General features: G+C 57.3%; 20 protein-coding genes and 1 riboswitch. Of the genes, 7 read left to right on the top strand and 13 right to left on the bottom strand.

The features are described from left to right. Positions 1–236: 236 nt before the first annotated feature. Together murI and btuB are read right to left on the bottom strand one after the other, a co-directional pair. Positions 237–1,100, bottom strand: coding sequence for a glutamate racemase (gene murI / locus HF675_RS00640; RefSeq protein ID WP_187043908.1), 864 nt, complete (start codon positions 1,098–1,100; stop codon positions 237–239). Continuing rightward, complete coding sequence (btuB, locus tag HF675_RS00635; RefSeq protein ID WP_187043907.1) at positions 1,045–2,913, bottom strand: TonB-dependent vitamin B12 receptor BtuB; 1,869 nt, start codon at positions 2,911–2,913, stop codon at positions 1,045–1,047. The genes murI and btuB overlap by 56 nt, the downstream gene beginning before the upstream one ends. 67 nt (positions 2,914–2,980) lie before the next feature. Continuing rightward, positions 2,981–3,195, bottom strand: a riboswitch (cobalamin riboswitch). Between the two features lie 119 nt (positions 3,196–3,314). Here btuB and trmA point away from each other — a divergent pair. Beyond that, positions 3,315–4,418: a tRNA (uridine(54)-C5)-methyltransferase TrmA gene (gene trmA, locus HF675_RS00630; protein ID WP_105233032.1), complete on the top strand. Its 1,104-nt coding sequence runs from the start codon at positions 3,315–3,317 to the stop codon at positions 4,416–4,418. Positions 4,419–4,463: 45 nt separating this feature from the next. On the opposite strand, the gene HF675_RS00625 is transcribed toward trmA, so the two are convergent. Both HF675_RS00625 and fabR read right to left on the bottom strand, forming a co-directional pair. After that, positions 4,464–4,838: a YijD family membrane protein gene (locus HF675_RS00625; RefSeq protein WP_105233033.1), complete on the bottom strand. Its 375-nt coding sequence runs from the start codon at positions 4,836–4,838 to the stop codon at positions 4,464–4,466. 18 nt (positions 4,839–4,856) lie between these two features. Further along, complete coding sequence (gene fabR, locus HF675_RS00620; protein WP_015962297.1) at positions 4,857–5,489, bottom strand: HTH-type transcriptional repressor FabR; 633 nt, start codon at positions 5,487–5,489, stop codon at positions 4,857–4,859. A gap of 216 nt (positions 5,490–5,705) precedes the next feature. Between fabR and sthA the strand changes: the two genes are divergently transcribed. Next, positions 5,706–7,103 carry a Si-specific NAD(P)(+) transhydrogenase gene (sthA, locus tag HF675_RS00615; RefSeq protein WP_105233034.1) on the top strand — a complete coding sequence of 466 codons (1,398 nt, stop codon included), beginning with the start codon at positions 5,706–5,708 and terminating at the stop codon, positions 7,101–7,103. Here the strand turns inward: sthA and oxyR are convergent. Continuing rightward, entirely contained in the window at positions 7,086–8,003 is a 918-nt protein-coding gene (gene oxyR, locus HF675_RS00610) for a DNA-binding transcriptional regulator OxyR (protein WP_105233035.1), read from the bottom strand. The genes sthA and oxyR overlap by 18 nt on opposite strands. Before the next feature lie 151 nt (positions 8,004–8,154). Here oxyR and HF675_RS00605 point away from each other — a divergent pair, with 151 nt between their 5' ends. Further along, positions 8,155–8,886, top strand: coding sequence for a glutathione peroxidase (locus tag HF675_RS00605; RefSeq protein WP_105233036.1), 732 nt, complete (start codon positions 8,155–8,157; stop codon positions 8,884–8,886). Positions 8,887–9,075: 189 nt separating this feature from the next. On the opposite strand, the gene argH is transcribed toward HF675_RS00605, so the two are convergent. The 4 genes from argH to argC all read right to left on the bottom strand — a co-directional run bounded on the left by argH (position 9,076) and on the right by argC (position 13,575). After that, entirely contained in the window at positions 9,076–10,449 is a 1,374-nt protein-coding gene (gene argH / locus HF675_RS00600; RefSeq protein WP_187043906.1) for an argininosuccinate lyase, read from the bottom strand. A gap of 85 nt (positions 10,450–10,534) precedes the next feature. Then, positions 10,535–11,749, bottom strand: coding sequence for an argininosuccinate synthase (locus HF675_RS00595; protein WP_105233038.1), 1,215 nt, complete (start codon positions 11,747–11,749; stop codon positions 10,535–10,537). A gap of 27 nt (positions 11,750–11,776) precedes the next feature. Next, positions 11,777–12,550, bottom strand: coding sequence for an acetylglutamate kinase (argB, locus tag HF675_RS00590; RefSeq protein ID WP_105233039.1), 774 nt, complete (start codon positions 12,548–12,550; stop codon positions 11,777–11,779). Between the two features lie 20 nt (positions 12,551–12,570). Then, complete coding sequence (argC, locus tag HF675_RS00585; RefSeq protein ID WP_105233040.1) at positions 12,571–13,575, bottom strand: N-acetyl-gamma-glutamyl-phosphate reductase; 1,005 nt, start codon at positions 13,573–13,575, stop codon at positions 12,571–12,573. A 217-nt stretch (positions 13,576–13,792) separates the two neighbouring features. Between argC and argE the strand changes: the two genes are divergently transcribed. The 3 genes from argE to HF675_RS00570 all read left to right on the top strand — a co-directional run bounded on the left by argE (position 13,793) and on the right by HF675_RS00570 (position 18,538). Continuing rightward, the gene (gene argE / locus HF675_RS00580; RefSeq protein WP_187043905.1) at positions 13,793–14,938 is read left to right on the top strand and encodes an acetylornithine deacetylase; all 1,146 of its coding nucleotides are present in this window, start codon (positions 13,793–13,795) and stop codon (positions 14,936–14,938) included. 335 nt (positions 14,939–15,273) lie between these two features. Then, a complete protein-coding gene (gene ppc / locus HF675_RS00575; RefSeq protein WP_105233042.1) occupies positions 15,274–17,919 on the top strand; it encodes a phosphoenolpyruvate carboxylase in 2,646 nt (881 codons plus the stop codon). Positions 17,920–18,373: 454 nt separating this feature from the next. Further along, positions 18,374–18,538, top strand: coding sequence for a hypothetical protein (locus tag HF675_RS00570; RefSeq protein ID WP_187043904.1), 165 nt, complete (start codon positions 18,374–18,376; stop codon positions 18,536–18,538). Between the two features lie 597 nt (positions 18,539–19,135). Here the strand turns inward: HF675_RS00570 and metF are convergent. From metF to metB, 3 genes are all read right to left on the bottom strand, one after another. Continuing rightward, on the bottom strand, positions 19,136–20,032 hold the full coding sequence (gene metF / locus HF675_RS00565) for a methylenetetrahydrofolate reductase (protein ID WP_105233043.1): 897 nt from the start codon (positions 20,030–20,032) through the stop codon (positions 19,136–19,138). Positions 20,033–20,258: 226 nt separating this feature from the next. After that, entirely contained in the window at positions 20,259–22,694 is a 2,436-nt protein-coding gene (locus HF675_RS00560) for a bifunctional aspartate kinase/homoserine dehydrogenase II (RefSeq protein WP_105233044.1), read from the bottom strand. Between the two features lie 2 nt (positions 22,695–22,696). Continuing rightward, positions 22,697–23,857: a cystathionine gamma-synthase gene (gene metB, locus HF675_RS00555; protein ID WP_105233045.1), complete on the bottom strand. Its 1,161-nt coding sequence runs from the start codon at positions 23,855–23,857 to the stop codon at positions 22,697–22,699. A gap of 314 nt (positions 23,858–24,171) precedes the next feature. Between metB and metJ the strand changes: the two genes are divergently transcribed. Next, positions 24,172–24,489 carry a met regulon transcriptional regulator MetJ gene (gene metJ / locus HF675_RS00550; RefSeq protein WP_006317756.1) on the top strand — a complete coding sequence of 106 codons (318 nt, stop codon included), beginning with the start codon at positions 24,172–24,174 and terminating at the stop codon, positions 24,487–24,489. A gap of 74 nt (positions 24,490–24,563) precedes the next feature. On the opposite strand, the gene rpmE is transcribed toward metJ, so the two are convergent. After that, positions 24,564–24,779: a 50S ribosomal protein L31 gene (rpmE, locus tag HF675_RS00545; RefSeq protein WP_015962314.1), complete on the bottom strand. Its 216-nt coding sequence runs from the start codon at positions 24,777–24,779 to the stop codon at positions 24,564–24,566. Positions 24,780–24,835 lie beyond the last annotated feature (56 nt).

The raw sequence follows: 24,835 nt of genomic DNA, 5'->3' as shown, positions 1-24,835 counted from the left end.
TTGTCTGATAAATTGTTAAAGAGCATCGCCGGAGATAATTCTCATCGGCGCGGGCTGCGTATACTACGCTTTTCGCCCGGAGAGTCAAGCGTTTATTTCGCTTTCTTCTCGCTGACCCGGCGGCTTGTCAGTCGTTGTTCCCGGTCAGTGGAGGCGCATTATAGGGAGTTCTCAGAACGCCGCAACCCCTAATTTCAAAAAACTTTTCAACCGTTGAACATTTAATCAAAATGGCGTTAAAGCGGCAGTTTTTTCAGCGATTTGAGGCCGTAACCCTGTAAAACGGGCAATAAAGCATCAGTATCTTCATTTAACGCCAGACAGTAGGCAAGATTGTCATCCTGCGTCGATACCAAATCTTCCTGCGTTGAGATCAACCAGGCGGTACGACGGGCAATCGCCGCACCGGAATCCACCAGCCGCGTCCCTTCCGGCAGCACCTGCATCAACTCATCCGCTAATAGCGGGAAGTGGGTGCAGCCCAACACGACCGTGTCCGGCGGTTCGCGCATGCTCAGCCAAGGCTGCAGAATTTTCTTCAGCACCGGCAGCGGCACCTCTTCGCCATGCAGTTTCGCCTCCGCCAGCTCTACCAGCTCGGATGAGCCCAGCAACTCAATTTGGCAGTCGGTGGCAAAGCGGGCGATCAATTCACGGGTATAGGCGCGCTGCACGGTGCCGCGCGTTGCCAGCAGCCCGACGCTGCCATTAACCGTCAAACGGGCGGCGGGCTTGATAGCGGGAACAACGCCCACCACCGGAAACTCGAAGCGTTCACGTAAAGCGGGTAAGGAAACGGTACTGGCGGTGTTACAGGCAATAATCACAATCGCCAGAGGGTGTCGCTGCTGTACTGCGCCGACAATCTCCAGCACGCGTTCAACGATAAATTCCTCGGACTTCTCACCATAAGGAAAGGCCACATTATCGAAAGCGTATATATAGTGGAGATCCGGCAACAGCTGCCGAACCTCCTGATATACCGACAACCCGCCGACGCCGGAATCAAATACCAGCACCGTCGGGCGCGGCGCAGCGGTGGAATTAGAAGGTATAGCTTCCGGTGAGGTAGTACTCTCTCCCTGGAGTAGCGTAGCCATATGCCGTCTCATAATCTTTATCAAACAGGTTGGCAATTCTACCACGAACTGTCAGATGTGATGTGACCGGATACGACACCGCGAGATCCCACAGGCTGACGCCGCCGAGCTTCACGCTGCGCGCCGGGTAACCGCTGTAGTCTTTATCGTAACGTTGTCCCAGGTAATGATAGGTCACCGCCCAGTCCAAATCGTATATCTGCCAGTCCAGCTCATACTTTACCTGCTGTTTGGCGCGACGCGGCAGCAACTCATTGGTTTTGGCATTGCGCGCATCCACATAGTCATAACCCAACTGATGGGTTAACGGACCGGTATCAAACGATGCGGTAGCCTCAACGCCCTTAATTCTCGCCTTGCCGATGTTGTAATAACGGTAAGTCACCGGATCGCTGTCAATCAGGTTATCAACGTCATTACGGTAAGCAGATACATGCCAGCTCACCGGCCCGCTCACCCCTTCAAAGCCGCCTTCCCACTGTTTACTCTCTTCCGGCTTCAGGGAGCCGTTGCCATAAAAGTCGCTGTACAGCTGCCCCATATTCGGCGCTTTAAATGCGGTGCCGTAAGAGGCGATAAACCGGTAGCCTTCCACAAATTCCCACGCTGCACTGGTCTGCCAGGTAGCATGCCAGCCAAACTCGCTGTTGTCGTCGCCGCGTACCGCCGCTTCCAGCGTTACCGGGCCAAGCAGCTGCTGGCCGGTCAGGTACAGTCCGGTATTGCGCTGGCTTTTTTCTTCCGTCACCGAGGCGGTATTCGGTTTGATTTTTTGATTCTGCCAGTCAGCGCCGGCGCTCAGCGTCCCCTGCCCTAGCCGCCATGTATTTCCCCACTGCAGATTGTATTGCTCAACATCATCCAGCCGCGCTGAACTTGCATACTGCCCAAGGCGCGGATCGTAGTTGTAATCTTTGCTGTGGCTGTAACTACCTACCAGTTGGGTGGCGTAAATACCCTGCTGATAGCGCACACCGCTGTCCCAGGTCTGGCTGTACAATTTACGCGTGTCCACCAGCGCCGCGCCGGGTGAATAATAGCCGTCATACGCCGTGCGGTTGTCATAACCATAGCCACGGAAGAAGCCGCTGAGCCGTTCATTAAACTGGTGCTGAACCGAGCCATACAGCGACTTGCTCATAAAGCCATCGCGGTCCTGTTGGCTTTGCAGGCCGGTACTGCCGTAGGCGACAACGTCATACCCTTTGGTATAGGTATAGTTGCCGGCCAGGGTGGCGACGGTATTCTCCCCCAGTGGCTGCTGAGTCGCAGCGTCATAGGCCTGATAGCCGTTGCTGCCAACGCCGGCAGACAGCGTGGTGCCGTTCTTTTCACGGGTGGTGATAATGTTGACCACGCCGCCGATGGCGTCGGAACCGTACACCGCCGAACGCGGGCCACGAATATATTCCACCTTCTGCACCAGCGAGAGAGGAATTTGGCTCAGATCGGAAGAACCGCTGACGCCGGCCTGATTCAGGCGAATACCGTCGATCAGCAGCAGTACATGGCTGGAGTTGGTGCCGCGGATAAACAGTGAACTGTTCTGCCCCATACCGCCGTTCTGCGCGATATCTACCCCCGGCAGACGACGCATCACGTCGGTCAGGCTTTTGGCCTGCCAGCGATCGATATCATTGCGGGTGACCACCGAGGTCGGCGCCAATACGGAAGAAACAGGTTGCGGGAAGCGGTTGGCCGACACCACCAGATTCTCGCCGTTGTTATTGATTGCTGCGTTGTCTTGCGCCCAGACGGAAAAAGCCGTGACGGAGGAAGCCACCGCCAGCAGCGTATTTTTTATCGTTATCATGAGAAAAGCATCCAAACTTAATTGGCGGATGCCGCAGATCCCTGGCCGAGATTCGCGCCGTTCAGGGTAGTTGCGACGTAATACCGGCAGGTCTTCGGGCTTGGGATTTGCCGGTGGCAGAAAACCGCCGACACCGGGCGATGACTTCCCGTCCTGCAGATGGACAGTGTCTGCGTGAATACGCTATCGCCGTGACTTCCCCATACCGCTGCGCGCCAGCTCCGGATTCTCACCGGATTCCCTTTTAACTCGCTGCTTGAGGCCGGACGGCAATGCTACGATCAATGTAAATGGATGTCTAGACTGCCAATCTGGGCAACAACATGACAGCGGACAAAACTGGACTTCACAGCCCAATTCCCTACAATCCCCGCTGATCCAATTTGACTGACGAGAAGACCATGACCCCCGAGAATTTGCCGATTGAACGCTACGACGAGCAGCTGGCGGAAAAAACCAGCCGCCTGAAAACCATGATGTCGCCGTTCGGGGCGCCCGAGCCGGAAGTGTACCGCTCGCCAGTCCAGCACTACCGCATGCGCGCCGAGTTTCGCATCTGGCATGATGAAGACGAGATGTACCACATCATGTTCGATCAGCAGACCAAGCAGCGCATCCGCATCGATCGTTTCCCGGCCGCCAGCGAGCTGATTAACCGCCTGATGCAGGCGCTGATCGCCGCCATCAAACCGGAACCCATCCTGCGGCGTAAGCTGTTCCAGATTGATTATCTCTCCACCCAAAGCGGCAAAATCATCGCCTCACTGCTGTATCACCGCAAACTGGACGAAGAGTGGCGGCAGCATGCGGAGCAACTGCGTGACGCGCTGCGCGCGCAAGGCTTCGACCTGCACCTGATCGGCCGTGCGTCAAAAATGAAGATGATGCTGGATCAGGATTATGTCGATGAAGTGCTGCCGGTCGCCGGCCGCGACATGATCTACCGCCAGGTGGAAAACAGCTTTACCCAGCCCAACGCGGCGATGAATGTGCAAATGCTGGAGTGGGCGCTGGACGTGACCGCCGGCGCCAAAGGCGATCTGCTGGAGCTGTACTGCGGAAACGGCAATTTCTCGCTGGCGCTGGCGCGCAACTTCGAGCGCGTACTGGCCACCGAGATCGCCAAGCCTTCGGTTGCGGCGGCGCAATACAATATCGCCGCCAATCAGATCGATAACGTGCAGATCATTCGGATGTCGGCGGAAGAGTTTACTCAGGCAATGAACGGCGTGCGCAGCTTCAACCGTCTGCAGGGCATTGAATTAAGTGACTATAACTGCGAGACGATTTTTGTCGATCCGCCGCGCAGCGGGCTGGATGACGAGACGGTGAAGATGGTGCAGGCCTACCCGCGCATTCTGTATATTTCCTGCAATCCGGAAACGCTGTGCGCCAATCTGGCGACCCTACAGGAAACGCATCAGGTTACGCGTCTGGCGCTGTTCGATCAGTTCCCGTATACCCACCATATGGAGTGCGGCGTACTGTTGGAAAAACGCGCCTGATCGTTATATTGTCGGGCGCTCAGCGGCGCCCGACATCAGCCACGCTTATGACTGCGGGCCGTTCTCAACGTTAAGCGCTTTGCGCGCCTTCAACTTCACGCCCAGCCACAACACCAGCGCTACGCACAGAATCGACGGCAGGAAGTTGGAGCCGATCTGCGGATATTCCGCGCGCACAATGGCGCTATACAGCAGCAGCCCCAGTAAAAAGCAGCCCGCCGCCAGCTTTGGCATACCGTCCGGCATCGCATGGTTAAGATAACGCTGATGCAGGCAGTACACCGCCAGCACCAAAGCAATCAGCGGGAAGACCGAAAACGGCACGACCGAACTAAACAGTGCGGCAAAAGAACCATTAACAGAAAGGCCGGCAACCAATGCCAGCAGTAAGGTGCCATTCTCACGGCCTGGTTTTTCCATTACTTTTCACCTTCTTTTTTATACGTGGGACACAGACGTTTTTTCTTGCTCGCGGCGATACCAGTAGTAAGCGCCTTTAGAGATCATGCGTAGTTGCAGCACCAGCCGCTCTTCCAGCTGGCAGCGCTGCTCAATATCAATATCCAGCGCTTCGGCGCCGGCGCTGAACACGATGGTCACCATCGCCTCGGCCTGCGCTTCGGTAAAGCTGCGCGGCATATGGTTTTCCAGTTCGAGGTAATCCGCCAGTTCGGCAATAAAATGCTGGATTTCACGCGCCACCGCGGCGCGAAATGCCGCAGAGGTGCCGGAACGTTCACGCAGCAACAGGCGAAACGCATTAGGGTTATTGCCGATAAATTCCATAAAGGTGGACACCGACGTGCGGATCACGCTGCCGCCCTTGGCGATGCGCTGACGCGCCTGCCGCATCAGCTGGCGCAGCATCAGGCCGCTTTCATCGACCATCGTCAGCCCCAGCTCATCCACATCGCGGAAATGACGATAAAACGAGGTCGGCGCAATCCCTGCCTCGCGGGAAACTTCCCGCAGGCTCAGGCTGGCGAAACTGCGTTCGGCGCTGAGTTGGCTAAAAGCCGCCTCAATCAGGGAACGACGCGTCCGTTCTTTCTGTTGTGCTCTGACGCCCATATGCATATCCAGATAACTTCCATTCTCTCAGTCTAACGCCGTAAGGGTGGCAATATAGCAAATTTTATTGCAACAGCATTTATACAAACGCGCCCAGCGGCGATGATAGTCGCTCTCTGTCGCACTTTGCCTCAAAAAGCCTAATGGTGATTGGGTGTGCAGCGCTATGATGTTAAGATACCGTTGTAATTTTGTATAAGAATAGGTCCCTCCTACATGCAACAGCACTATCAATTTGACGCCATAATTATTGGCTCGGGCCCTGGCGGCGAAGGTGCCGCTATGGGGTTGGTGAAACAAGGCGCCCGTGTGGCCGTGATTGAGCGGTTCAATAACGTCGGCGGTGGTTGTACCCACTGGGGCACCATCCCCTCGAAAGCCCTCCGCCACGCCGTCAGCCGTATTATCGAATTCAACCAAAACCCGCTCTACAATAATTCCCGTACGCTCAGCGCCACTTTCCCTGACATCCTCCGCCACGCCGACAACGTTATCAATCAGCAAACGCGTATGCGCCAGGGGTTCTATGAGCGCAACCAGTGCAAACTGTTTGCCGGCGACGCCCACTTTATCGACGCCAATACCGTCAGCGTCACTTACCCGGACGGCACGCAGGACACGGTCAGCGCGACGCATATCGTCATCGCCTGCGGCTCGCGCCCTTATCATCCGGCCGGCGTCGACTTTAACCACTCGCGTATTTACGACAGCGATTCCATCCTTGAGCTGAACCACGAACCGCGCCACGTCATTATTTATGGCGCCGGGGTGATTGGCTGCGAATACGCCTCGATCTTCCGCGGCCTGAACGTCAAGGTCGATCTGATCAACACCCGCGATCGTCTGCTGGCGTTCCTCGATCAGGAAATGTCGGATTCACTCTCCTACCACTTCTGGAACAACGGCGTAGTGATCCGCCATAACGAAGAGTACGAGAAAATCGAAGGGGTGGATGACGGGGTTATCGTACACCTGAAGTCCGGCAAGAAAGTGAAAGCGGACTGCCTGCTGTACGCCAACGGCCGTACCGGTAACACCGACTCGCTGGGGCTGGAGAATGTCGGCCTGGATTCAGACAGCCGCGGGCTGCTGAAAGTCAACAGCATGTACCAAACCGCGGTGCCGCATATCTATGCCGTGGGCGACGTCATCGGCTACCCGAGCCTGGCTTCTGCCGCTTACGATCAAGGGCGCATCGCCGCGCAGGCGATCTCCAGCGGTGAAGTGGGCGGGCACCTGATCGACGATATCCCGACCGGGATTTACACCATTCCGGAAATCAGCTCCGTCGGTAAAACCGAGCAGGAACTGACGGCGATGAAAGTGCCGTATGAAGTGGGCCGCGCCCAGTTCAAACACCTGGCGCGGGCGCAGATTGCCGGCATGAACGTCGGCAGCCTGAAGATCCTGTTCCACCGCGATACGCTGGAGATCCTGGGGATCCACTGCTTTGGCGAGCGTGCCGCCGAGATCATTCACATCGGTCAGGCGATCATGGAACAGAAGAATGGAGGTAATACTATCGAGTATTTCGTTAATACTACCTTCAACTATCCAACCATGGCCGAAGCCTACCGGGTGGCGGCACTCAACGGCTTAAACCGCTTGTTTTAACGTCGAGCCGATGTAACTTTGCATATGCTCGCGAATCGCCTCGGCCAGCTGCTCATAACGACTGCGCAGCGGGGAGCCGGGGCGATATACCAGCGCAATGGTGCGTTTCGGCTCCGGTTTATAGCAATCCAGATAGCACACGCCGTCACGCTCGCGTTCCGACGGCACCGCCAGTGAAGGCAGCAGCGTAATCCCGCTGCCAGCGGCCACCATATTGCGCAGCGTCTCCAGACTGGTAGCGCGGAAATGGGTGTCCTCATCCGCACCGGCCTGGAAACAAAAGCCCATCGCCTGATCGCGCAGGCAGTGGCCGTCTTCCAGCATCAGCAGTTTTTCCCCTGACAGATCCGGCATCGCGACGCGCTCACGCTGCGCCCACGGATGATCGGAATAGACCGCCAGCTTCATCGGTTCGTCAAACAGCGGCACTTCAATAAAGGCTTCGGTCTCTTTGACCAACGCCAGAATCGCGCAATCCAGCTTGCCGCTGTCGAGCTGGGCCAACAGCTGCTGGGTTTGTGCTTCGTGCAGATACATTTCCAGCTTCGGGAAGGACTTATGCAGCGTCGGGATAATCTGCGGCAGCAGGTAAGGCCCCACCGTCGGGATCAGACCGATATGCAGCGGCCCGGACATGGTTTCCCCCTGCTGGCTGGCCATCTCCTTTAACACCTTGACTTCACGCAGTACGGTTCGCGCCTGTTCCACCAGCAGCAGACCTGCCTGAGTAAACAGCACTTTACGGCTGGTGCGTTCCAGCAGCATCACGCCCAGTTCATCTTCCAGTTTGCGGATCTGGCCGCTCAGCGTGGGCTGGCTGACATGGCATGAATCGGCAGCGCGCCGGAAGTGGCGGTGCTCGGCCAAGGCGACCAGGTACTCTAAATCACGAATATTCATTGTTTCCCTCCATGCCACGATAGACCGTGGCGATAGATAAGATAGCAATGAGTGATTAGAACTATCAAGCCCCGACGTGAATAATGTTCATCAACGAAGCGACATTACGTCAGCAAAGAAAAATTATTTTATCTTATGAAGGGGTTACTCTATGTTTACCAGCCAAGAAGGCAAAAAAGTCCCTCAGGTTACGTTCCACACCCGCCAAGGCGACCAATGGGTCGACGTCACCACCAGCGATCTGTTTAAAGACAAGACCGTGGTCGTGTTTTCCCTGCCGGGCGCCTTTACCCCGACCTGCTCTTCCAGCCATCTGCCACGCTATAACGAGCTGTTCAGCGTATTTAAGCAGCACGGCGTCGACAGCATCCTGTGCGTTTCCGTCAACGACACCTTCGTGATGAACGCCTGGAAGGCGGACCAGCACGCCGAAAATATTACCTTCGTGCCGGACGGCAACGGCGAATTCACCAAAGGCATGAATATGCTGGTTGAGAAAGCCGAGCTCGGCTTCGGCCCGCGTTCATGGCGCTACTCCATGCTGGTGCGCAACGGCGTGGTCGAAAAAATGTTCGTGGAGCCCAACAAACCGGGCGACCCGTTTGAAGTGTCTGACGCCGACACCATGCTGAAATACCTGGCGCCGGAGTTCAAAGTGCAGGAGTCCATCACCGTGTTCACCAAGCCGGGCTGTCCGTTCTGCGCCAAAGCCAAACAGATGCTGCAAGAGCGCGGCATGCAGTATGAAGAGATCGTTCTGGGCCAGGACGCGACCACCGTCAGCCTGCGCGCCGTCAGCGGCCGCGCCACCGTGCCGCAGGTATTTATCGGCGGCCGTCATATCGGCGGCAGCGACGATCTGGAAAAATTCCTGTCAGTCTGATTAACGATTAATAACAAACCCAGGGAAACATTGGGCGGGCCGGTAAAGTGGCCCGCCTTTTTTATTCTGCGGGGCCTGGACGCATTTGCGTCAGCCTGAATCGCTACCTGTGCGCCCGGCTCGCCGGCTGAAAAACGCAAAAGGCGCAGCATCATGCCGCGCCTTTACGTTGTTCACTAGCCCTGAGCGTTATGCCAGCCGCTGCTTGGCGGCGGCAATGGCGCTGGCGACCTGCTGCGGCGATACGCCGCCTTTCGCCGCGCGTTTATCAAGGCAGGACTGCAGCGACAGCACCGGATAGACGTCATCGCCGATCACGCTGCTGAACTGCTGCAAATCGGCCAGCGGCAACGCTTCCAGCGCCTTGCCCTGACGAATGGCCTCGACCACCGCCTCACCGACGATATGGTGCGCCTCACGGAAAGGCACGCCTTTGGCAACCAGGTAATCCGCCAGTTCGGTGGCATTGGCATAGCCCTGCTCCGCCGCTTCCTGACAGCGCGGACGTTTCACCTGAATACCGTCCAGCACCAGCGCCGCCATCTGCAGGCAGTCCATCCAGGTGTCGAGCGCGTCGAACAGCCCTTCTTTGTCTTCCTGCATGTCTTTGTTATACGCCAACGGCAGGCCTTTTAACGTCATCATCATGCCGGTCAATGCGCCCTGCACGCGGCCGCATTTACCGCGGATCAGCTCCAGCGCGTCCGGGTTTTTCTTCTGCGGCATCAGCGACGAGCCGGACGTCACACGGTCGGAAAGCTCAATAAAGTCCGCTTCGCCGCTGTTAAAGAAGATCAGGTCTTCGGCAAAGCGCGACAGGTGCACCATGCTGATTGAAGCGTTGGACAGCAGTTCCAGCACGTGGTCACGGTCGGAAACGCTGTCCAGACTGTTGCGGGTGGCGGAAGCAAAACCCAGCCAGCCGGCCAGCTGTTCGCGGTCAATAGGATAAGCGGTCCCCGCCAGTGCGCCGCAGCCAAGCGGGCTGACATCCAGCCGTTTCAGCGTATCCTGCAGGCGGCTTTCGTCACGGGCCAGCATTTCTACATACGCCAGGCACCAGTGAGCGAATGTCACCGGCTGTGCGCGCTGCAGGTGGGTATACCCCGGCATCACCGCATCCTGATTGGCTTCGGCAGTTTCCACCAGCGCCTGCTGCAGCTGGACGATCGCCGTCAGCAGATCGCCGACCTGCTGTTTGCACCATAGTTTCAGATCGGTCGCCACCTGATCGTTACGGCTCCGCCCGGTGTGCAGCTTTTTACCCAGATCGCCGACTTTCTCAATCAGCTTCTGCTCCACCCAACTGTGGATATCTTCCGCATCGCTCTGCACGATCGCCAGCGGATCGGCCTGCACTTCCGTCAACAAGGCGTTCAACGTCTGTTCCAGCTGCTGCTGCTCCTGCGCCGTCAGTACGTTGACGGTCGCCAGCGCTTTCGACCAGGCGACGGAGCCGACAATATCCTGCTCCGCCAGACGGTAATCGAAACGCAGTGAGTCGTTTAAGTGTTTGAACCGCTGATCCGCCGCCTGACTGAACCGCCCGCCCCAAAGTGCCATAATCTGCTCCTGAATTTTTTATGCATTCGCTCAGAACATCAGGGGCGCAGCATGCTGCGCCCCGACAAACTCACAACCGCTGACCTTACTTCTGTTCGTTCAACGCACGGATACGTGAAGACAGAGAGAACAGGCGGATAAAGCCGCCGGCATGGCTGTGGTCATAAACTTCGTCTTCGCCAAAGGTGGCGAACTCTTCTGAATACAGGCTGTTGGCCGATTTTTTCTGAACCGCCGTCACCTGGCCTTTATACAGCTGCAGCACCACTTCACCGTTCACCTCTTCCGCCAGCGCTTCAGCAGAAGCCTGAATCGAACGACGCAACGGCGCGAACCAGCGGCCGTCATAAACCACGTAGGACATTTCCAGCCCTAACTGCTCGCGCCATTTGAAGCTGTCGCGATCCAGCACCAGCTGCTCGACGCCGCGCAGCGCCGCAACCATGATGGTGCCTCCCGGGGTTTCATAGCAGCCGCGGGATTTGATGCCGACCAAACGGTTCTCGACGATATCGATCCGCCCCACGCCGTGCTTGGCGCCCAGTTCGTTCAGTTTTTCCAGGCACTGGTACGGCGTCAGTGTTTCACCGTTCACCGCCACCACCCGGCCTTTTTCTACGCGGATGGTGACCTGCTCCGGCCGATCCGGCGCTTCCAGCGGATCGACGGTCCATACCCAGCAATCTTTGTTCGGCGCATTCCACGGGCTTTCCAGCACGCCGCCTTCGGTGGAAATATGCCAGGCGTTTTCATCACGGCTGTAGATTTTTTCCAGCGACGCGGTAGTCGGAATATTACGCTCTTTCAGGTAGTCCAACAGCGCTTCACGGGAACGCAGGTTCCACTCACGCCAAGGCGCCACCACTTTCAGCTGCGGCGCCAGCGCCGTGTAAGTGGTTTCGAAACGCACCTGATCGTTACCTTTACCGGTTGCGCCGTGGCACAGCGCGTCGGCGCCAACCTTCAGCGCCAGCTCAACCTGCGCCTTGGCGATAATCGGACGCGCCATGGAGGTGCCGAGCAGGTAGGTGCCTTCATACAATGCGCCGGTCTGCAGCACCGGATAGACATAATCACGGATGAACTCTTCACGCAGGTCGACCACGTGACACTCGGAGGCGCCGGACTGCAGCGCCTTTTTCTCCACCCCTTCCAGATCGCTGCGATCCTGGCCGATATCCGCCACAAACGCCACCACTTCACAGCCGCCGTAGTTCTCTTTCAGCCACGGAATGATGGCAGAAGTATCCAGGCCGCCGGAGTAAGCCAGCACGATTTTTTTGATATTTTGGTTTTGCATTGTCTTATTCCTATTTCAAATCTGAAGTTAAGCAAGAATCCGGGTGCCGATTGATTCACCGTTGAACAGCGCCGGTAATTTTTCCGCATTGCGCCAGCTGGCAATATCGACCGGGCGGCCAAGGGTGCGGGCAGCGTCCAACGCCGCGTTAACCTTCACCACCATACCATCGGTGATGATGCCCTGTTCGATAAGCTGCTCCGCTTTTTGCGCCGTCATTTCGGCAATGCGCTGGCCCTTGCCGTCCAGAATGCCGCTGACGTCCGACAGCAGGATCAGGTCGGCGCCCAGCGTGGCGGCCAGCGCCGTCGCGGCCTGGTCGGCATTGACATTCATCAGCTCGCCGCCGGCGGTAATGCCGATGGAGCTGACAACCGGCAGATAACCCGCGCCCAGCAGGGTTTGCAGCAGTGCCGGCGACCCCGGCTGCGCGTTGCCCACGTGGCCCAGCTCCGGATCGAGCTGCGTAACCGCAACGCTGTTGCCGTCCGCCAGGCTCAGGCCGACCGCGTTGATTTGGTGCTTAACCGCCCAGGCCAGCAGGGTTTTATTGGCCGTGCCCGCCAGCGCGCCGGTAATAATGTCGATCTGTTCAGCGGGTGTGACCCGCAGGCCGTTTTTCTTCACCACCGGCAAAGACAGCTGCTTCATCAGCTCATCCACCACGCAGCCGCCGCCGTGCACGATCACCAGCGGACGCTGATACTGGGCGCGATAGCTGTCCAGCGCGGTAAACAGACGCTCCAGCGCTTCTTCACTGTCTAATAACACGCCACCTAACTTGATAATTAACGGATTCATCGTTATTTACTCACGCGGACTTAAAGTAATGATTGGGTTTCAGGGAACCCAAAGCGAATATTCAGGCACTGCACCGCCTGAGCGGCCGCGCCTTTTAACAGGTTATCTTCCACCGCTACGACGATCAGGTGCTCACCCTGCACGGCAAAGCCGATATCGCAGAATGGCAGCCCCACCACCGCCTTCAGCGCCGGCACGCCCTGTTCGTACAGCCGCACCAGCGGCTTGTCGTCATAGGCGGCATGATAGGCGGCGGCGATATCCGCAGCGCTCACGCCGGGCTGCAGTCGGCAGGTAATGGTTTCCAGAATGCCGCGCGGGAAGTTGCCCAAATGCGGGGTGAAGATCACCGGTGCGCCGAGATGTGCGGCGATTTCCGGCTGATGCCGGTGGGTGAAAATTCCATACGGCTGCAGGCTCACTTCGCAAAAGCTGGTGGTGACGCTGGCCTTGCGTCCGGCGCCGCTGACGCCGCTGGTGGCGTTAATCACCGGCCACTGCGTCAGGTTCAGCAACTGGCCGTCGATCAGCGGTTTTAGCGCCAGCTGAGCGGCGGTCGGGTAGCAGCCCGGCACCGCAATCAGCTGCGCCGTTTTGATTTTTTCGCTCTGCCACTCGGCCAGCCCGTACACCGCCTGTTCCAGCCAGCCGGCATGCTGATGCTCAAACCCGTAATATTGCTGATAAAACGCCGCATCCTGCACCCGGAAGGCGCCGGATAGATCAAACACCACACAGCCGGCAGCCAGAAACGCCGGCGCAATGTCATGGCTGACTTCATGGGCGGTGGCGAGGAACACCACATCAATGCCCTGCGCCGCTTGCGCCACGTCCGTCAGCGGCTGCAGCGGTAAATCAACGATGCCTTTCAACTGAGGATGCAGGTCGGAAAGCAATTTTCCTGCATCTGCACTTTGCGCTGAAACCGCTAAAGCGGTTATGTTCATATGTGGGTGGCGATTCAGGTACGCCGTGAGCTCCGCTCCGGCATAGCCGCTGGCACCAACGATCAGCGTGTTCAACATGTGGCCTTTCACCTTCTAAACTTGCCAAGTGGTCGCTTGCGACCCCGGTAACAGGGCTCGACCGCGTTGTTGCGTCGTTCACCCACGTGATTGAGCGTTGATGTTTTTATAAACATCCGGTCCTCGGGTTCCGTTACGCTTTAGTTTACTGTATTTTTATTCAAAATAAATGCATGAATATTGATACTACCCTAACCAAAGGCTGTCAACAGTGAAGATGAAATTACCTCCATTTATTGAGCTGTACCGGGCGCTGATCGCCACCCCGTCGATCAGCGCCACCGATGGCGCTCTCGATCAGAGTAATGAAGCGTTAATCAATTTGCTGGCCGGCTGGTTTAGCGATTTAGGCTTCCGCGTCGACGTACAACCGGTGCCGGACACCCGCAACAAATTCAACCTGCTGGCCAGCATCGGTGAAGGCAGCGGCGGCCTGCTGCTTGCCGGCCACACCGACACCGTACCTTATGATGAAGGACGCTGGACGCGCGATCCGTTCACTCTGACCGAACATGACAATAAGCTGTACGGTCTCGGCACGGCGGATATGAAAGGTTTCTTTGCTTTTATTCTGGATGCGGTGCGCGATATCGACGCCAGCAAACTGACCAAGCCGCTGTATATCCTGGCCACGGCGGATGAAGAAACGACGATGGCCGGCGCACGCTATTTTGCCGCCTCAACCGCCATCCGCCCGGATTTCGCCATCATCGGCGAACCGACGTCGTTACGCCCGGTGCGCGCGCATAAAGGCCACCTCTCCAACGCCATCCGCATCACCGGCCAGTCCGGCCACTCAAGCGATCCGGCGCGCGGTGTTAACGCCATTGATCTGATGCATGAATCGATCGGCCATCTGATGGAACTGCGTAACGCCCTGCAGGAACGCTATAACAATCCGGCGTTTGCCGTGCCGTATCCGACGATGAACTTCGGGCATATTCATGGCGGCGATGCGGCAAACCGTATTTGCGCCTGTTGTGAACTGCATCTGGATATCCGTCCGCTGCCGGGCATGACGCTGGAGAATATTAATGAGCTGATGCACAGCGCGCTGGCGCCGGTCAGCGAACGCTGGCCGGGCCGGCTGAGCATTGATGAACTGCATCCGCCGATCCCCGGCTACGAGTGCCCGACCGATCACCATCTGGTGGCAGTGATCGAGCAGCTGCTGGGCTCACGCACTGAGGTGGTTAACTACTGCACCGAAGCGCCGTTCGTCCAGGAAGTGTGCCCGACGCTGGTGCTGGGCCCCGGCTCCATCAACCAGGCGCACCAGCCGGATGAATACATTGATACCGCCTTTATTGAACCAACCCGCACGCTGATCGGCCAGCTGGTCGATCACTTCTGCCATCAATAAACCAACGAAATCATAGGGGCAATGACCTATCATGCCCCTTGCTGAAAGGCGTAAGCCCGTGCGTAATTAGCCAGACTGATAAGCCGCAGGCTGTAATTAAATTTCAGAAAAAACGATGATTTTGATGTTTTTTTGCTGAAAATAGTGTCAATTAACCATTGGACAGACACGTGGTGCGATAAAACAGGCTTCCTTTGCCTGACACGTGAAATTTACTTACAACAGATACCTAAATGCATCCGGGGTGGTATCCAGGCATCAGGGACAACAGCCAAAACAGATACATCCCGCACATGAAAGGTATGCAAATACGTACAGATTGGGTCAGGGGTTATATGAACGAACAATATTCGGCAATGCGAAGTAATGTCAGTATGCTCGGCAAATTGCTCGGCGAAACCATTAAAGAAGCGCTGGGCGAGCATATTCTCGATCGTGTTGAAACCATCCGTAAACTTTCCAAATCTTCACGCGCAGGCAATGAGGCGCATCGTCAGGAACTGCTCACTACGCTGCAAAACCTGTCCAACGATGAGCTGCTGCCCGTAGCGCGCGCTTTCAGCCAATTCCTCAATTTAACCAACGTGGCCGAGCAGTATCACAGCATTTCGCCGCACGGCGAGGCCGCCAGCAATCCGGAAGCAATGGCGCAGCTGTTCAGCCGCCTGAAAGGCAAAAAACTCAGTAACAAAGAGCTGTGCGATGCCGTGGATCAACTCTCCATCGAGCTGGTGCTCACCGCCCACCCGACGGAAATCACCCGCCGCACCCTGATCCACAAACTGGTCGAAGTGAATACCTGCCTCAGCCAGCTGGACCACAACGATCTGGCCGACTACGAGCGCAACAAAATCATGCGCCGTTTGCGTCAGCTGGTGGCGCAGTCATGGCACACCGATGAAATCCGTAAAAACCGCCCTTCGCCGATCGATGAAGCCAAGTGGGGTTTTGCGGTGGTGGAGAACAGCCTGTGGGAAGGCGTTCCGGCCTTCCTGCGCGAATTTAACGAACAGCTGGAAAATGCCATCGACTACCGTCTGCCGGTGGAGGCCGTACCGGTACGCTTTACCTCCTGGATGGGCGGCGACCGTGACGGCAACCCGAACGTCACCGCAGAAATCACCCGCCACGTGCTGCTGTTGAGCCGCTGGAAAGCCTGCGACCTGTTCACCCGCGATATTCAGGTGCTGGTCTCGGAACTGTCGATGACCGAATGTACGCCGGAACTGCGCGAGCTGGCCGGCGGCGAGTCGGTGCAGGAGCCATACCGTGAGATCATGAAGCGCCTGCGCAGCCAGTTGATCGGTTCGCAGACCTATCTGGAAGGCCGCCTGAAAGGCGAACGTATGCTGAAGCCACACGACCTGCTGGTAAGTAACGAGCAGCTGTGGGAACCGCTGTTCGCCTGCTATCAGTCGTTGGTCGCCTGCGGCATGGGCATCATCGCCAACGGCCAGCTGCTCGATACCCTGCGCCGCGTGCGCTGCTTCGGCGTGCCGCTGGTGCGCATCGACGTACGTCAGGAGAGCACCCGCCACACCGAAGCCATCGCCGAACTGACGCGCTATCTGGGCCTGGGCGATTATGAGAGCTGGTCAGAAGCGGATAAACAGGCGTTCCTGATCCGCGAGCTGAACTCCAAGCGTCCGCTGGTGCCGCTGCAGTGGCAACCGAGTGAAGATACGCAGGAAGTGCTGGAAACCTGCCGGGTGATCGCCGAAGCGCCGCAGGGATCCATCGCCGCCTATGTGATCTCCATGGCGCGTACGCCGTCTGACGTGCTGGCGGTGCACCTGCTGCTCAAAGAGGCCGGCTGCCCGTTCGCTCTGCCGGTGGCGCCGCTGTTCGAAACTCTGGACGATCTGAACAACGCCGACGACGTGATGACCCAGTTGCTGAATATCGACTGGTACCGCGGCTTTATCCAGGGCAAGCAGATGGTGATGATTGGCTATTCCGATTCGGCGAAAGACGCCGGCGTGATGGCCGCCTCCTGGGCGCAGTACCGTGCGCAGGACGCGCTGATCAAAACCTGCGAAAAAGCTGGCGTCGCGCTGACGCTGTTCCACGGCCGCGGCGGCTCAATCGGCCGCGGTGGTGCGCCGGCCCATGCGGCGCTGCTGTCACAGCCGCCCGGCAGCCTGAAAGGCGGGCTGCGCGTCACCGAACAGGGGGAGATGATCCGCTTCAAGTTCGGCTTGCCGGAAGTCACCATCAGCAGCCTGGCGTTGTATACCGGCGCCATTCTGGAAGCCAACCTGCTGCCGCCGCCGGAACCGAAGAAAGAGTGGCGCACCCTGATGGACGAGCTATCCGACACTTCATGCCAGATGTATCGCGGCTACGTGCGCGAAAACCCGGAGTTTGTGCCCTACTTCCGCGCTGCCACGCCGGAACTGGAGCTGGGTAAACTGCCGCTGGGCTCGCGCCCGGCCAAACGCCGGCCGAACGGCGGCGTGGAAAGCCTGCGCGCCATTCCGTGGATCTTCGCCTGGACGCAGAACCGCCTGATGCTGCCAGCCTGGCTGGGCGCCGGCGCCGGTCTGCAGGAAGCAGTGAAGGCCGGCAAGCAGGAGCAGTTGGCAACGATGTGCCGCGACTGGCCGTTCTTCTCCACCCGCATCGCCATGCTGGAAATGGTGTTCGCCAAGGCCGACCTGTGGCTGGCGGAATACTACGATCAGCGCCTGGTGGATGAGTCACTGTGGCCGCTGGGCAAACAGCTGCGCGAGCAGTTGGAAAGCGACATCAAAGTGGTATTGGCCATCGCCAACGATGACAACCTGATGGAAGACCTGCCGTGGATCGCCGAATCCATCGCACTGCGCAACGTCTATACCGATCCGCTGAACGTTCTGCAGGCGGAGCTGCTGCACCGCTCACGTCAGCAAGAGGAAAACGGCCAGCAAGACGCACGCGTCGAGCAGGCATTAATGGTCACCATCGCCGGCGTCGCCGCCGGGATGCGCAATACCGGCTAAGTCATAGGCCTGCCACGTCTCTGACCAATGCCCGCTATTGATATAGCGGGCATTTTTTGTCTGTAGTTATTCAGCCAGGCAGAGGATGCCGTAAAGACTGCAGCGATAAACCCGTGATAAAAAACCCGTTTAATTTATTAAGACATCTAACGGCCTGCTTTCTTCCTTATTCAGTTTAGTAAAAAAGGGCGATTAAATGCCTTCCCTATCAAACCACTATCTGGAGGCATAGTTTATCTAATCAGTGAGGGTTAAAGGGAAACCATGTAAAAAACATTTTCTGGTGTACCCACCACGGGGCATTAGGTTACTATTGCTGGAACAATGGGTTGGAACTATAAGAGGGATAATATGCCACGTAACATTGCCCCCGGTTATTGAATACGGGAAATCGGCCTTTAAAGAATATTCTAAATTTGGATTCAGTACTGCAGGTGGACTTGGAGGAAAGGCAATGATGGCAACCGCAGAAGGGGCCATTCGCATCGGTTTAGGAATAGTAACTGCACCTGCCGCCGGAGCTGGGGGGTTCGCGTGTGCTGCTGTAGGCTCGCTGGCAGGCGGATATCTCGGTAGCCAGTCCGGCGAAGCGTTTATTGATTACCTCCTTAAAGACTAAAATGATAACTGTAATTTCTTATCTTGGAATCGGCTCAGCATGGATATCTATCATCTCCATGGTGTATTTATTCTTTTATTTTTGTAAAATAAAAGGCAATTACTATACAATTATCAATGAATATCTATCCAAAAATTTTTCATTTGGTGCTGCGTACCATTTCCACTCGCTGATGGGGTTCTTTGGTTCGTTTGGGATGTCGTACTACTTTCATTGTTTAAAACACAAAAGAAAACCACTATTTATGCACGACGAAAACGACGCTATCTATAGCTTCCTTGAAGAAATAAACCCTAAAATATCAGCATGGATAGACACTTATTACAGAATCACTGCATTAGCTTTTTCCTTTATTTTACTTTCTTATTTTATGGCAATAATAAAATATATATTTTTGAATTTCATATTAAATAAATAATTCTCAATTTACCCTCCCCGTTACCACACCGCCTGGAGGGATCTGGCGGAATTTTCTACACCAAAATACCGGCTAAGTTGGCAAGCAGGAGGTGCGATGGCACCTCCTTTCCTCGTCTTTCCTACCGAGATAAAAAAGCGCTGTTTATACAGCGCTTTTTTGCATCGTTCATCTATCTATCAGGCCGCCGCTATTGGCCGCACGCCCAGCGTATGGCAAATCGCATAGCTCATCTCGGCGCGGTTCAGGGTATAGAAGTGGAAATCTTTTACTCCTTCGCGGCTGAGGATTTTCACCATATCCATCGCAATATTGGCCCCCACCATCTTGCGCGTTTCCGGATCGTCATCCAACCCGGCGAACATGCTGGTCATCCAGCTCGGCACCCGCACGTTGGTCATGGTGGCGAAGCGCTGCAGCTGCTTGAAGTTGGACACCGGCAGGATGCCCGGCACGATTTCAACGTCAATGCCGGTGGCGACGCAGCGGTCGCGAAAACGCAGGTAACTTTCCACGTCAAAGAAGAATTGGGTAATCGCACGGTTGGCGCCGGCGTCAATCTTACGCTTCAGGTTGATCAGGTCGGCCTGTGCGCTTTTCGCCTCCGGGTGCACTTCCGGATAAGCCGCCACCGAAATATCGAAATCGCCGACATCCTTCAGCAGCGCCACCAGATCGGTTGCGTACATCTCCGGCTTGCCGCTGCCCGGCGGCAGATCGCCGCGCAGCGCCACGATATGACGGATACCGTTGTTCCAGTAATCGCTGGCGATCGCGCTCAGCTGTTCACGTGAGGCGTCAATACAGGTCAGGTGTGGTGCGGCATCGAGGCCGGTGCGGTCCTTAATCCCCTTGATGATGCCGTGGGTGCGATCGCGTTCGCCAGAATTGGCGCCGTAGGTGACCGAGACGAATTTAGGTTTCAGGCTGCTCAGACGATCGATCGACTGCCACAGAGTCTCTTCCATTTCGCTGGTGCGCGGCGGAAAGAACTCAAACGATACGTTAATCTGACCGTTTAATTCGGCCAGGCTCTGGTTCAGCGCTTCCCGCTGGTTTGCGTGAAAAAAACTCATACCTGTCTGCCTCTTGTCGATCGCGGTGTTATCTTAATAAGCGTCTATACGTTTAGACGTCTAGATTGAAAATGCCGGATGTTGGTGAAAGAGTCAACAGAAAAGTGAGGGTAATACGATGATTAATCCTCATCGCCACCGGCGAGAATTTCATGTTAGCCGCGGCTAAAAAAACAAACGGGGCGCTGCAAGCAGCGCCCCGTCGGCATTCAGTAACCTGAAAAAATTACAGCAGCTGCGCCAGCCGGTTGAGATCGGACTGGATCGCACCGGCGGTCACATCGCGCCCTGCGCCCGGCCCGCGAATCACCAGCGGATTATCGCGGTACCAGCGGCTTTCAATCGCAAAGACGTTATCGCACGGCAGCAGCGCGGCCAGCGGATGCTCCGGACGCACGGCCTCCACGCCGACGCGCGCCTTACCGTTGGCATCGAAACGCGCCACGTGACGCAGCACCAGGCCCATCTCGCTGGCGGCCTCAAAGCGCTGCAGCATCTGCTGATTCAGCGCCTCGCCGTTCTCGAAGAACTGATCGACCGAGTCTTGCTCAGTGCCGCTCGGCACCAGCGACTCCACCCGCACCTGATTCGGCTCGAGATCGTAGCCGGCTTCGCGCGCCAGAATCACCAGCTTGCGCATCACATCCTGCCCGGACAGATCAACGCGCGGGTCCGGTTCGGTCAGCCCCTGCTGCCACGCCTGATCCACCAGCTCGGTGAAGGGAACGGTGCCGTCAAACTGCAGGAACAGCCACGACAACGTGCCGGAGAAGATACCGCTGATCGCCAGAATACCGTCGCCGCTGTCACGCAGATCGCGCACCGCATGGTTGACCGGCAGGCCGGCGCCGACGGTGGCGTTGTACAACCAGTGACGGCCGGTTTTGGCGAAGGCGTCGCGAATCTGGCGGTAATTACTGCCGCAGGAGGCACCCGCCAGTTTATTGGCGCTGATCACGTGGAAACCGTAGCTGGCGAAATCCAGATACTGCTGCGCCAGATCTTCGCTGGCGGTCACGTCCAGCACCACCAGATCGTCGAACGGATGCGCGCGCATCCACAGGAACAGCGATTCTTCATCCAGCTCCTGCGCCTCTTCTTCAAAGAAGGCCAGCGCCCGGCTGGCATCGAGGCCGTCGTAATTCAGCAGGCTGCGGCGGCTGTCCACCACTCCGGCCAACGTGAACTCGAAACCGCTACGGGCGGACAGGTTCTTCTGCTCGCGGGCGAACAGCTCCAGCCAGCGGGAGCCGATATTGCCTTTGCCGAACAGCACCAGGCCAATGCGCTTTTCCGCCCGGAACAGACTTTGGTGCAGCCCCTGGATCAGCGACGCGGTCGGCCCCTGACGCAGTACCGCCACCAGGCTGATGCCGTCTTCCGCCTGCCAGATAAACTCGACCGGCTGGTCCTTCAGCTGCTGGTAGAAACGGTGGCTGTGCAACGGATTCTTGCACACGCCGGCGCCGACCAGCGCCACCAGCGCCAGCCCCTGTCGCAACTGTACATCGCCCGGCAGACCGGCGTCCTGCAGCATGCGCAGCGCGCTGTCGGCCACCTCCGAGGTGTAACACAGCTGAATCAGGTTGCGATCCGGGTGCAGGCCGGTAGACAGCGGCTTGACCTGCGCGCGCTTCAGCACCAATTCCAGTTCTTTTTGCGCCAGCTTGAAATCATGCTGCGGTGCTACCGTCAGCTCAACCAGACAGACGTCATCATGGCTGGTGACAATCTTCGCACCGGTGCCGGAAGCCAACACCCGCTCAATCCGGGTCGACCCCTGCTCCGGCTGATAGCTGCAGCGCAATTGCAGGTCGATATCGCTGCCGGAAACCGGCTGCAAGGTGCGGGTATGCAGCACCGGCGCCGCCAGGCGCGCCAGCTCGCTGGCTTCGTCCAGCCGCAGCAGCGGCAGCAGGCAGGCGTCTTTCACCTTGCGCGGATCGGCGCTGTACACCCCGGCGACGTCGCTCCAGATGGTTACGCGCTCCGCGCCGGCCAAAGCGCCGATCTGCGTGGCCGAATAGTCACTGCCGTTACGCCCAAGCAGCACGGTTTCACCCGCGTCGTTGCGCGAAATAAAGCCGGTCACTACCAGCCGTTTGCCGGGATGCTGCGCCATCAGCTGCTGCAACAGCGGATAAGAGCGGCCTTCATCCACCTGCGGCTGCGCGGCGCGCTCGGCGCGCAGGAAATCGCGCGCGTCCAGCCAGGCCGCCTGAATATCCTGCTGATTAAGCACTGCAGCCATCAGACGCGCCGACCACACCTCGCCGTGGCCGACCACTTCGGCATAGGTAACGTCATCAACCTGACCGTCCAGCAATACCGCCAGCCGCTCCAGATCGCGCGTAAACTCGGCAATCAACGGGTCAGCAGCCGTAGGCGGCAGCAAACCGCCGATCAGCTCGCTGTGATAACGGCGCAGCGTTTGCTGTACCTGATGTGCAGAAAGTCGATCGCTCTGGCTGAGCTTCAGCCAGCTAATCAGTTGGTTGGTGGTACTGCCCGCCGCAGAAACCACCATCAGATCGCCCGGCTGACTGTACTCCGCCATAATCCCGGCCACCCGCAAATAACATTTCACATCGGCCAGGCTGCTGCCGCCGAATTTGTGCAGTTGACGTCCGCTGACCGGTCCTGCTACCGCAATTGCATTCATGCTTACCTCGTTGCCGCCGCCTGGAAGGCGTGTTCCAGATCGGCAATCAAATCGTCACTGTCTTCAATACCCACGGAAATACGCAGCAGACTGTCGGAAATCCCCGCAGCCGCCCGCGCCTCCGCCGCCATGCCGGCGTGGGTCATGGTCGCCGTATGCGAGATCAGGCTCTCCACCCCGCCCAGCGATTCCGCCAGCGTAAATAAACGCAGCGCCGACAGGAAACGACGCAGCGCCGCCTCATCGCCATCCAGCTCAAAACTGAGCATCGCGCCAAAGCCGCGTTGCTGCCGGCGCGCAATATCATGACCCGGGTTTTCCGGCAGGGAAGGATGATACAGCTTTTTCACCAAGGGTTGCTGCTGTAAATAACGAATTATGGCGGTGGCATTCTCCTGCGCCGCCCTGATACGCGGCGCCAGCGTGCGCATGCCGCGCAGCAGCAGGTAGCTGTCGAATGCGCCGCCGGTGACGCCGATATTGTTCGCCCACCATGCCAGCTCCACCGCCAGGTCGGCGTCTTTGGCGATCACCGCGCCGGCAACGACGTCCGAGTGGCCGTTGAGGTATTTGGTGCAGGAGTGCACCACCAGATCCGCCCCCAGGGCGATAGGCTGCTGCAATGCCGGGCTCAGGAAGGTGTTGTCCACCACCGTCAGCGCGCCGGCCGCATGCGCCGCGTCGCAGATGGCGGCAATATCCACCACGCGCAGCAACGGGTTGCTCGGCGTTTCGATCAGCACCAGCTTCGGCTTCTGCGCCAGCGCCTGCTGCAGCGCCGCTTCATCGCCCTGATCGACAAACAGCACCCGGTAGGCGCCGCGCTTGCTCAGGCTGTCGAACAACCGGTAGCTGCCGCCGTAGCAGTCATGCGGCGCCACCAGCAGGTCGCCGGGCTGCAGCAACACGGTGGTCACCAGATGGATCGCCGACATACCACTGCCGGTCATCACCGCACCGGCGCCACCTTCCAGTTCCGCCAGCGCGCGCTGTACCACATCACGCGTCGGGTTGCCGCGGCGGGAATAGTCATGCGCACGCGGCTGGTTGAAGTCGGTGAAGTTATAGGTGCTGGAAAGATGAATGGGCGGGACGACGCAGCCGTACTGCTCGTCATCGTTCAGGCCGCTACGCACGGCAATCGTGGCTGGTTTACGCGTCATAGGAGTCGCTCGGCTCTCAAAGGCGGATGAATGAGGCCTAAAGATTAATCGCATGACGAATAGACGTCAATACATCTGGACATCTAAACTTCTTTGCGTATAGATTAAGCAAAGGCATAATACCCGCTAACATTATGTCAGTTTGGTCGGGTAAGAGGCTGGCGCGATAAGCATAGCCCATCACGCTCACGCCGCATCCATCAGTGACTCTGGTCGCGTAATATTGACATTTATTTAGTGAGAACAGTGAAGATCGGGCATAATTGGCCGGTTTTTAGAATATTGTAATCTTTCTGACAATTTTAAGGTGTCCCATGGCTGAGTGGAACGGCGAGTATGTCAGCCCTTACGCTGAACACGGTAAAAAAAGCGAACAAGTAAAAAAAATCACGGTGTCGATTCCGTTGAAGGTCCTGAAAATCCTCACCGATGAACGCACCCGTCGCCAGGTCAATAACCTGCGTCACGCCACCAACAGTGAATTACTGTGTGAAGCGTTCCTGCACGCTTTTACCGGCCAGCCGCTGCCGAATGATGAAGACCTGCGCAAAGAGCGCAGCGATGAAATCCCGGAAGCCGCGAAGGTGTTGATGCGTGAGCTGGGCGTCGATCCCGATACCTGGGAATATTGATGCCATCGGCGGACGCCGGTGACAGAAACAAAAAAGGCGCCGAAGGCGCCTTTTTTATCGGTCGATAAGAAATCTTATTTCTTAACGCCTGGTACGCTGAAGCGCTTGTTGAAGCGGTCAACGCGGCCACCGGTAGCAACGTCACGCTGCTTGCCAGTGTAGAACGGGTGGCATGCGCCACAAACGTCCAGGTTCAGATCGTGGCCCACGGTGGAGCGGATCTTCATGACATTACCGCAAGAGCAGCTTGCAGTAACGAAATCGTATTTAGGGTGGATACCTTCTTTCATGGGGAAACCTCAGTTAAGGCCGTGTCGCTATCCAGCCCTGTTTCGCCAGACACCAC

Source organism: Serratia sp. JUb9 (assembly GCF_014298095.1).
Taxonomy (GTDB): Bacteria; Pseudomonadota; Gammaproteobacteria; order Enterobacterales; family Enterobacteriaceae; genus Serratia_B; species Serratia_B rhizosphaerae.
Note: the sequence above shows the minus strand (reverse complement) of the source record. Positions and strands in the feature narration are given on the sequence as shown.

Excerpts from the sequence above, each read along its gene's own strand:
- murI (WP_187043908.1), bottom strand. The coding sequence starts at position 1,100 with ATGGCTACGCTACTCCAGGGAGAGAGTACTACCTCACCGGAAGCTATA.
- btuB (WP_187043907.1), bottom strand. The coding sequence starts at position 2,913 with ATGATAACGATAAAAAATACGCTGCTGGCGGTGGCTTCCTCCGTCACG.
- trmA (WP_105233032.1), top strand. The coding sequence starts at position 3,315 with ATGACCCCCGAGAATTTGCCGATTGAACGCTACGACGAGCAGCTGGCG.
- HF675_RS00625 (WP_105233033.1), bottom strand. The coding sequence starts at position 4,838 with ATGGAAAAACCAGGCCGTGAGAATGGCACCTTACTGCTGGCATTGGTT.
- fabR (WP_015962297.1), bottom strand. The coding sequence starts at position 5,489 with ATGGGCGTCAGAGCACAACAGAAAGAACGGACGCGTCGTTCCCTGATT.
- sthA (WP_105233034.1), top strand. The coding sequence starts at position 5,706 with ATGCAACAGCACTATCAATTTGACGCCATAATTATTGGCTCGGGCCCT.
- oxyR (WP_105233035.1), bottom strand. The coding sequence starts at position 8,003 with ATGAATATTCGTGATTTAGAGTACCTGGTCGCCTTGGCCGAGCACCGC.
- HF675_RS00605 (WP_105233036.1), top strand. The coding sequence starts at position 8,155 with ATGTTTACCAGCCAAGAAGGCAAAAAAGTCCCTCAGGTTACGTTCCAC.
- argH (WP_187043906.1), bottom strand. The coding sequence starts at position 10,449 with ATGGCACTTTGGGGCGGGCGGTTCAGTCAGGCGGCGGATCAGCGGTTC.
- HF675_RS00595 (WP_105233038.1), bottom strand. The coding sequence starts at position 11,749 with ATGCAAAACCAAAATATCAAAAAAATCGTGCTGGCTTACTCCGGCGGC.
- argB (WP_105233039.1), bottom strand. The coding sequence starts at position 12,550 with ATGAATCCGTTAATTATCAAGTTAGGTGGCGTGTTATTAGACAGTGAA.
- argC (WP_105233040.1), bottom strand. The coding sequence starts at position 13,575 with ATGTTGAACACGCTGATCGTTGGTGCCAGCGGCTATGCCGGAGCGGAG.
- argE (WP_187043905.1), top strand. The coding sequence starts at position 13,793 with ATGAAATTACCTCCATTTATTGAGCTGTACCGGGCGCTGATCGCCACC.
- ppc (WP_105233042.1), top strand. The coding sequence starts at position 15,274 with ATGAACGAACAATATTCGGCAATGCGAAGTAATGTCAGTATGCTCGGC.
- HF675_RS00570 (WP_187043904.1), top strand. The coding sequence starts at position 18,374 with ATGATGGCAACCGCAGAAGGGGCCATTCGCATCGGTTTAGGAATAGTA.
- metF (WP_105233043.1), bottom strand. The coding sequence starts at position 20,032 with ATGAGTTTTTTTCACGCAAACCAGCGGGAAGCGCTGAACCAGAGCCTG.
- HF675_RS00560 (WP_105233044.1), bottom strand. The coding sequence starts at position 22,694 with ATGAATGCAATTGCGGTAGCAGGACCGGTCAGCGGACGTCAACTGCAC.
- metB (WP_105233045.1), bottom strand. The coding sequence starts at position 23,857 with ATGACGCGTAAACCAGCCACGATTGCCGTGCGTAGCGGCCTGAACGAT.
- metJ (WP_006317756.1), top strand. The coding sequence starts at position 24,172 with ATGGCTGAGTGGAACGGCGAGTATGTCAGCCCTTACGCTGAACACGGT.
- rpmE (WP_015962314.1), bottom strand. The coding sequence starts at position 24,779 with ATGAAAGAAGGTATCCACCCTAAATACGATTTCGTTACTGCAAGCTGC.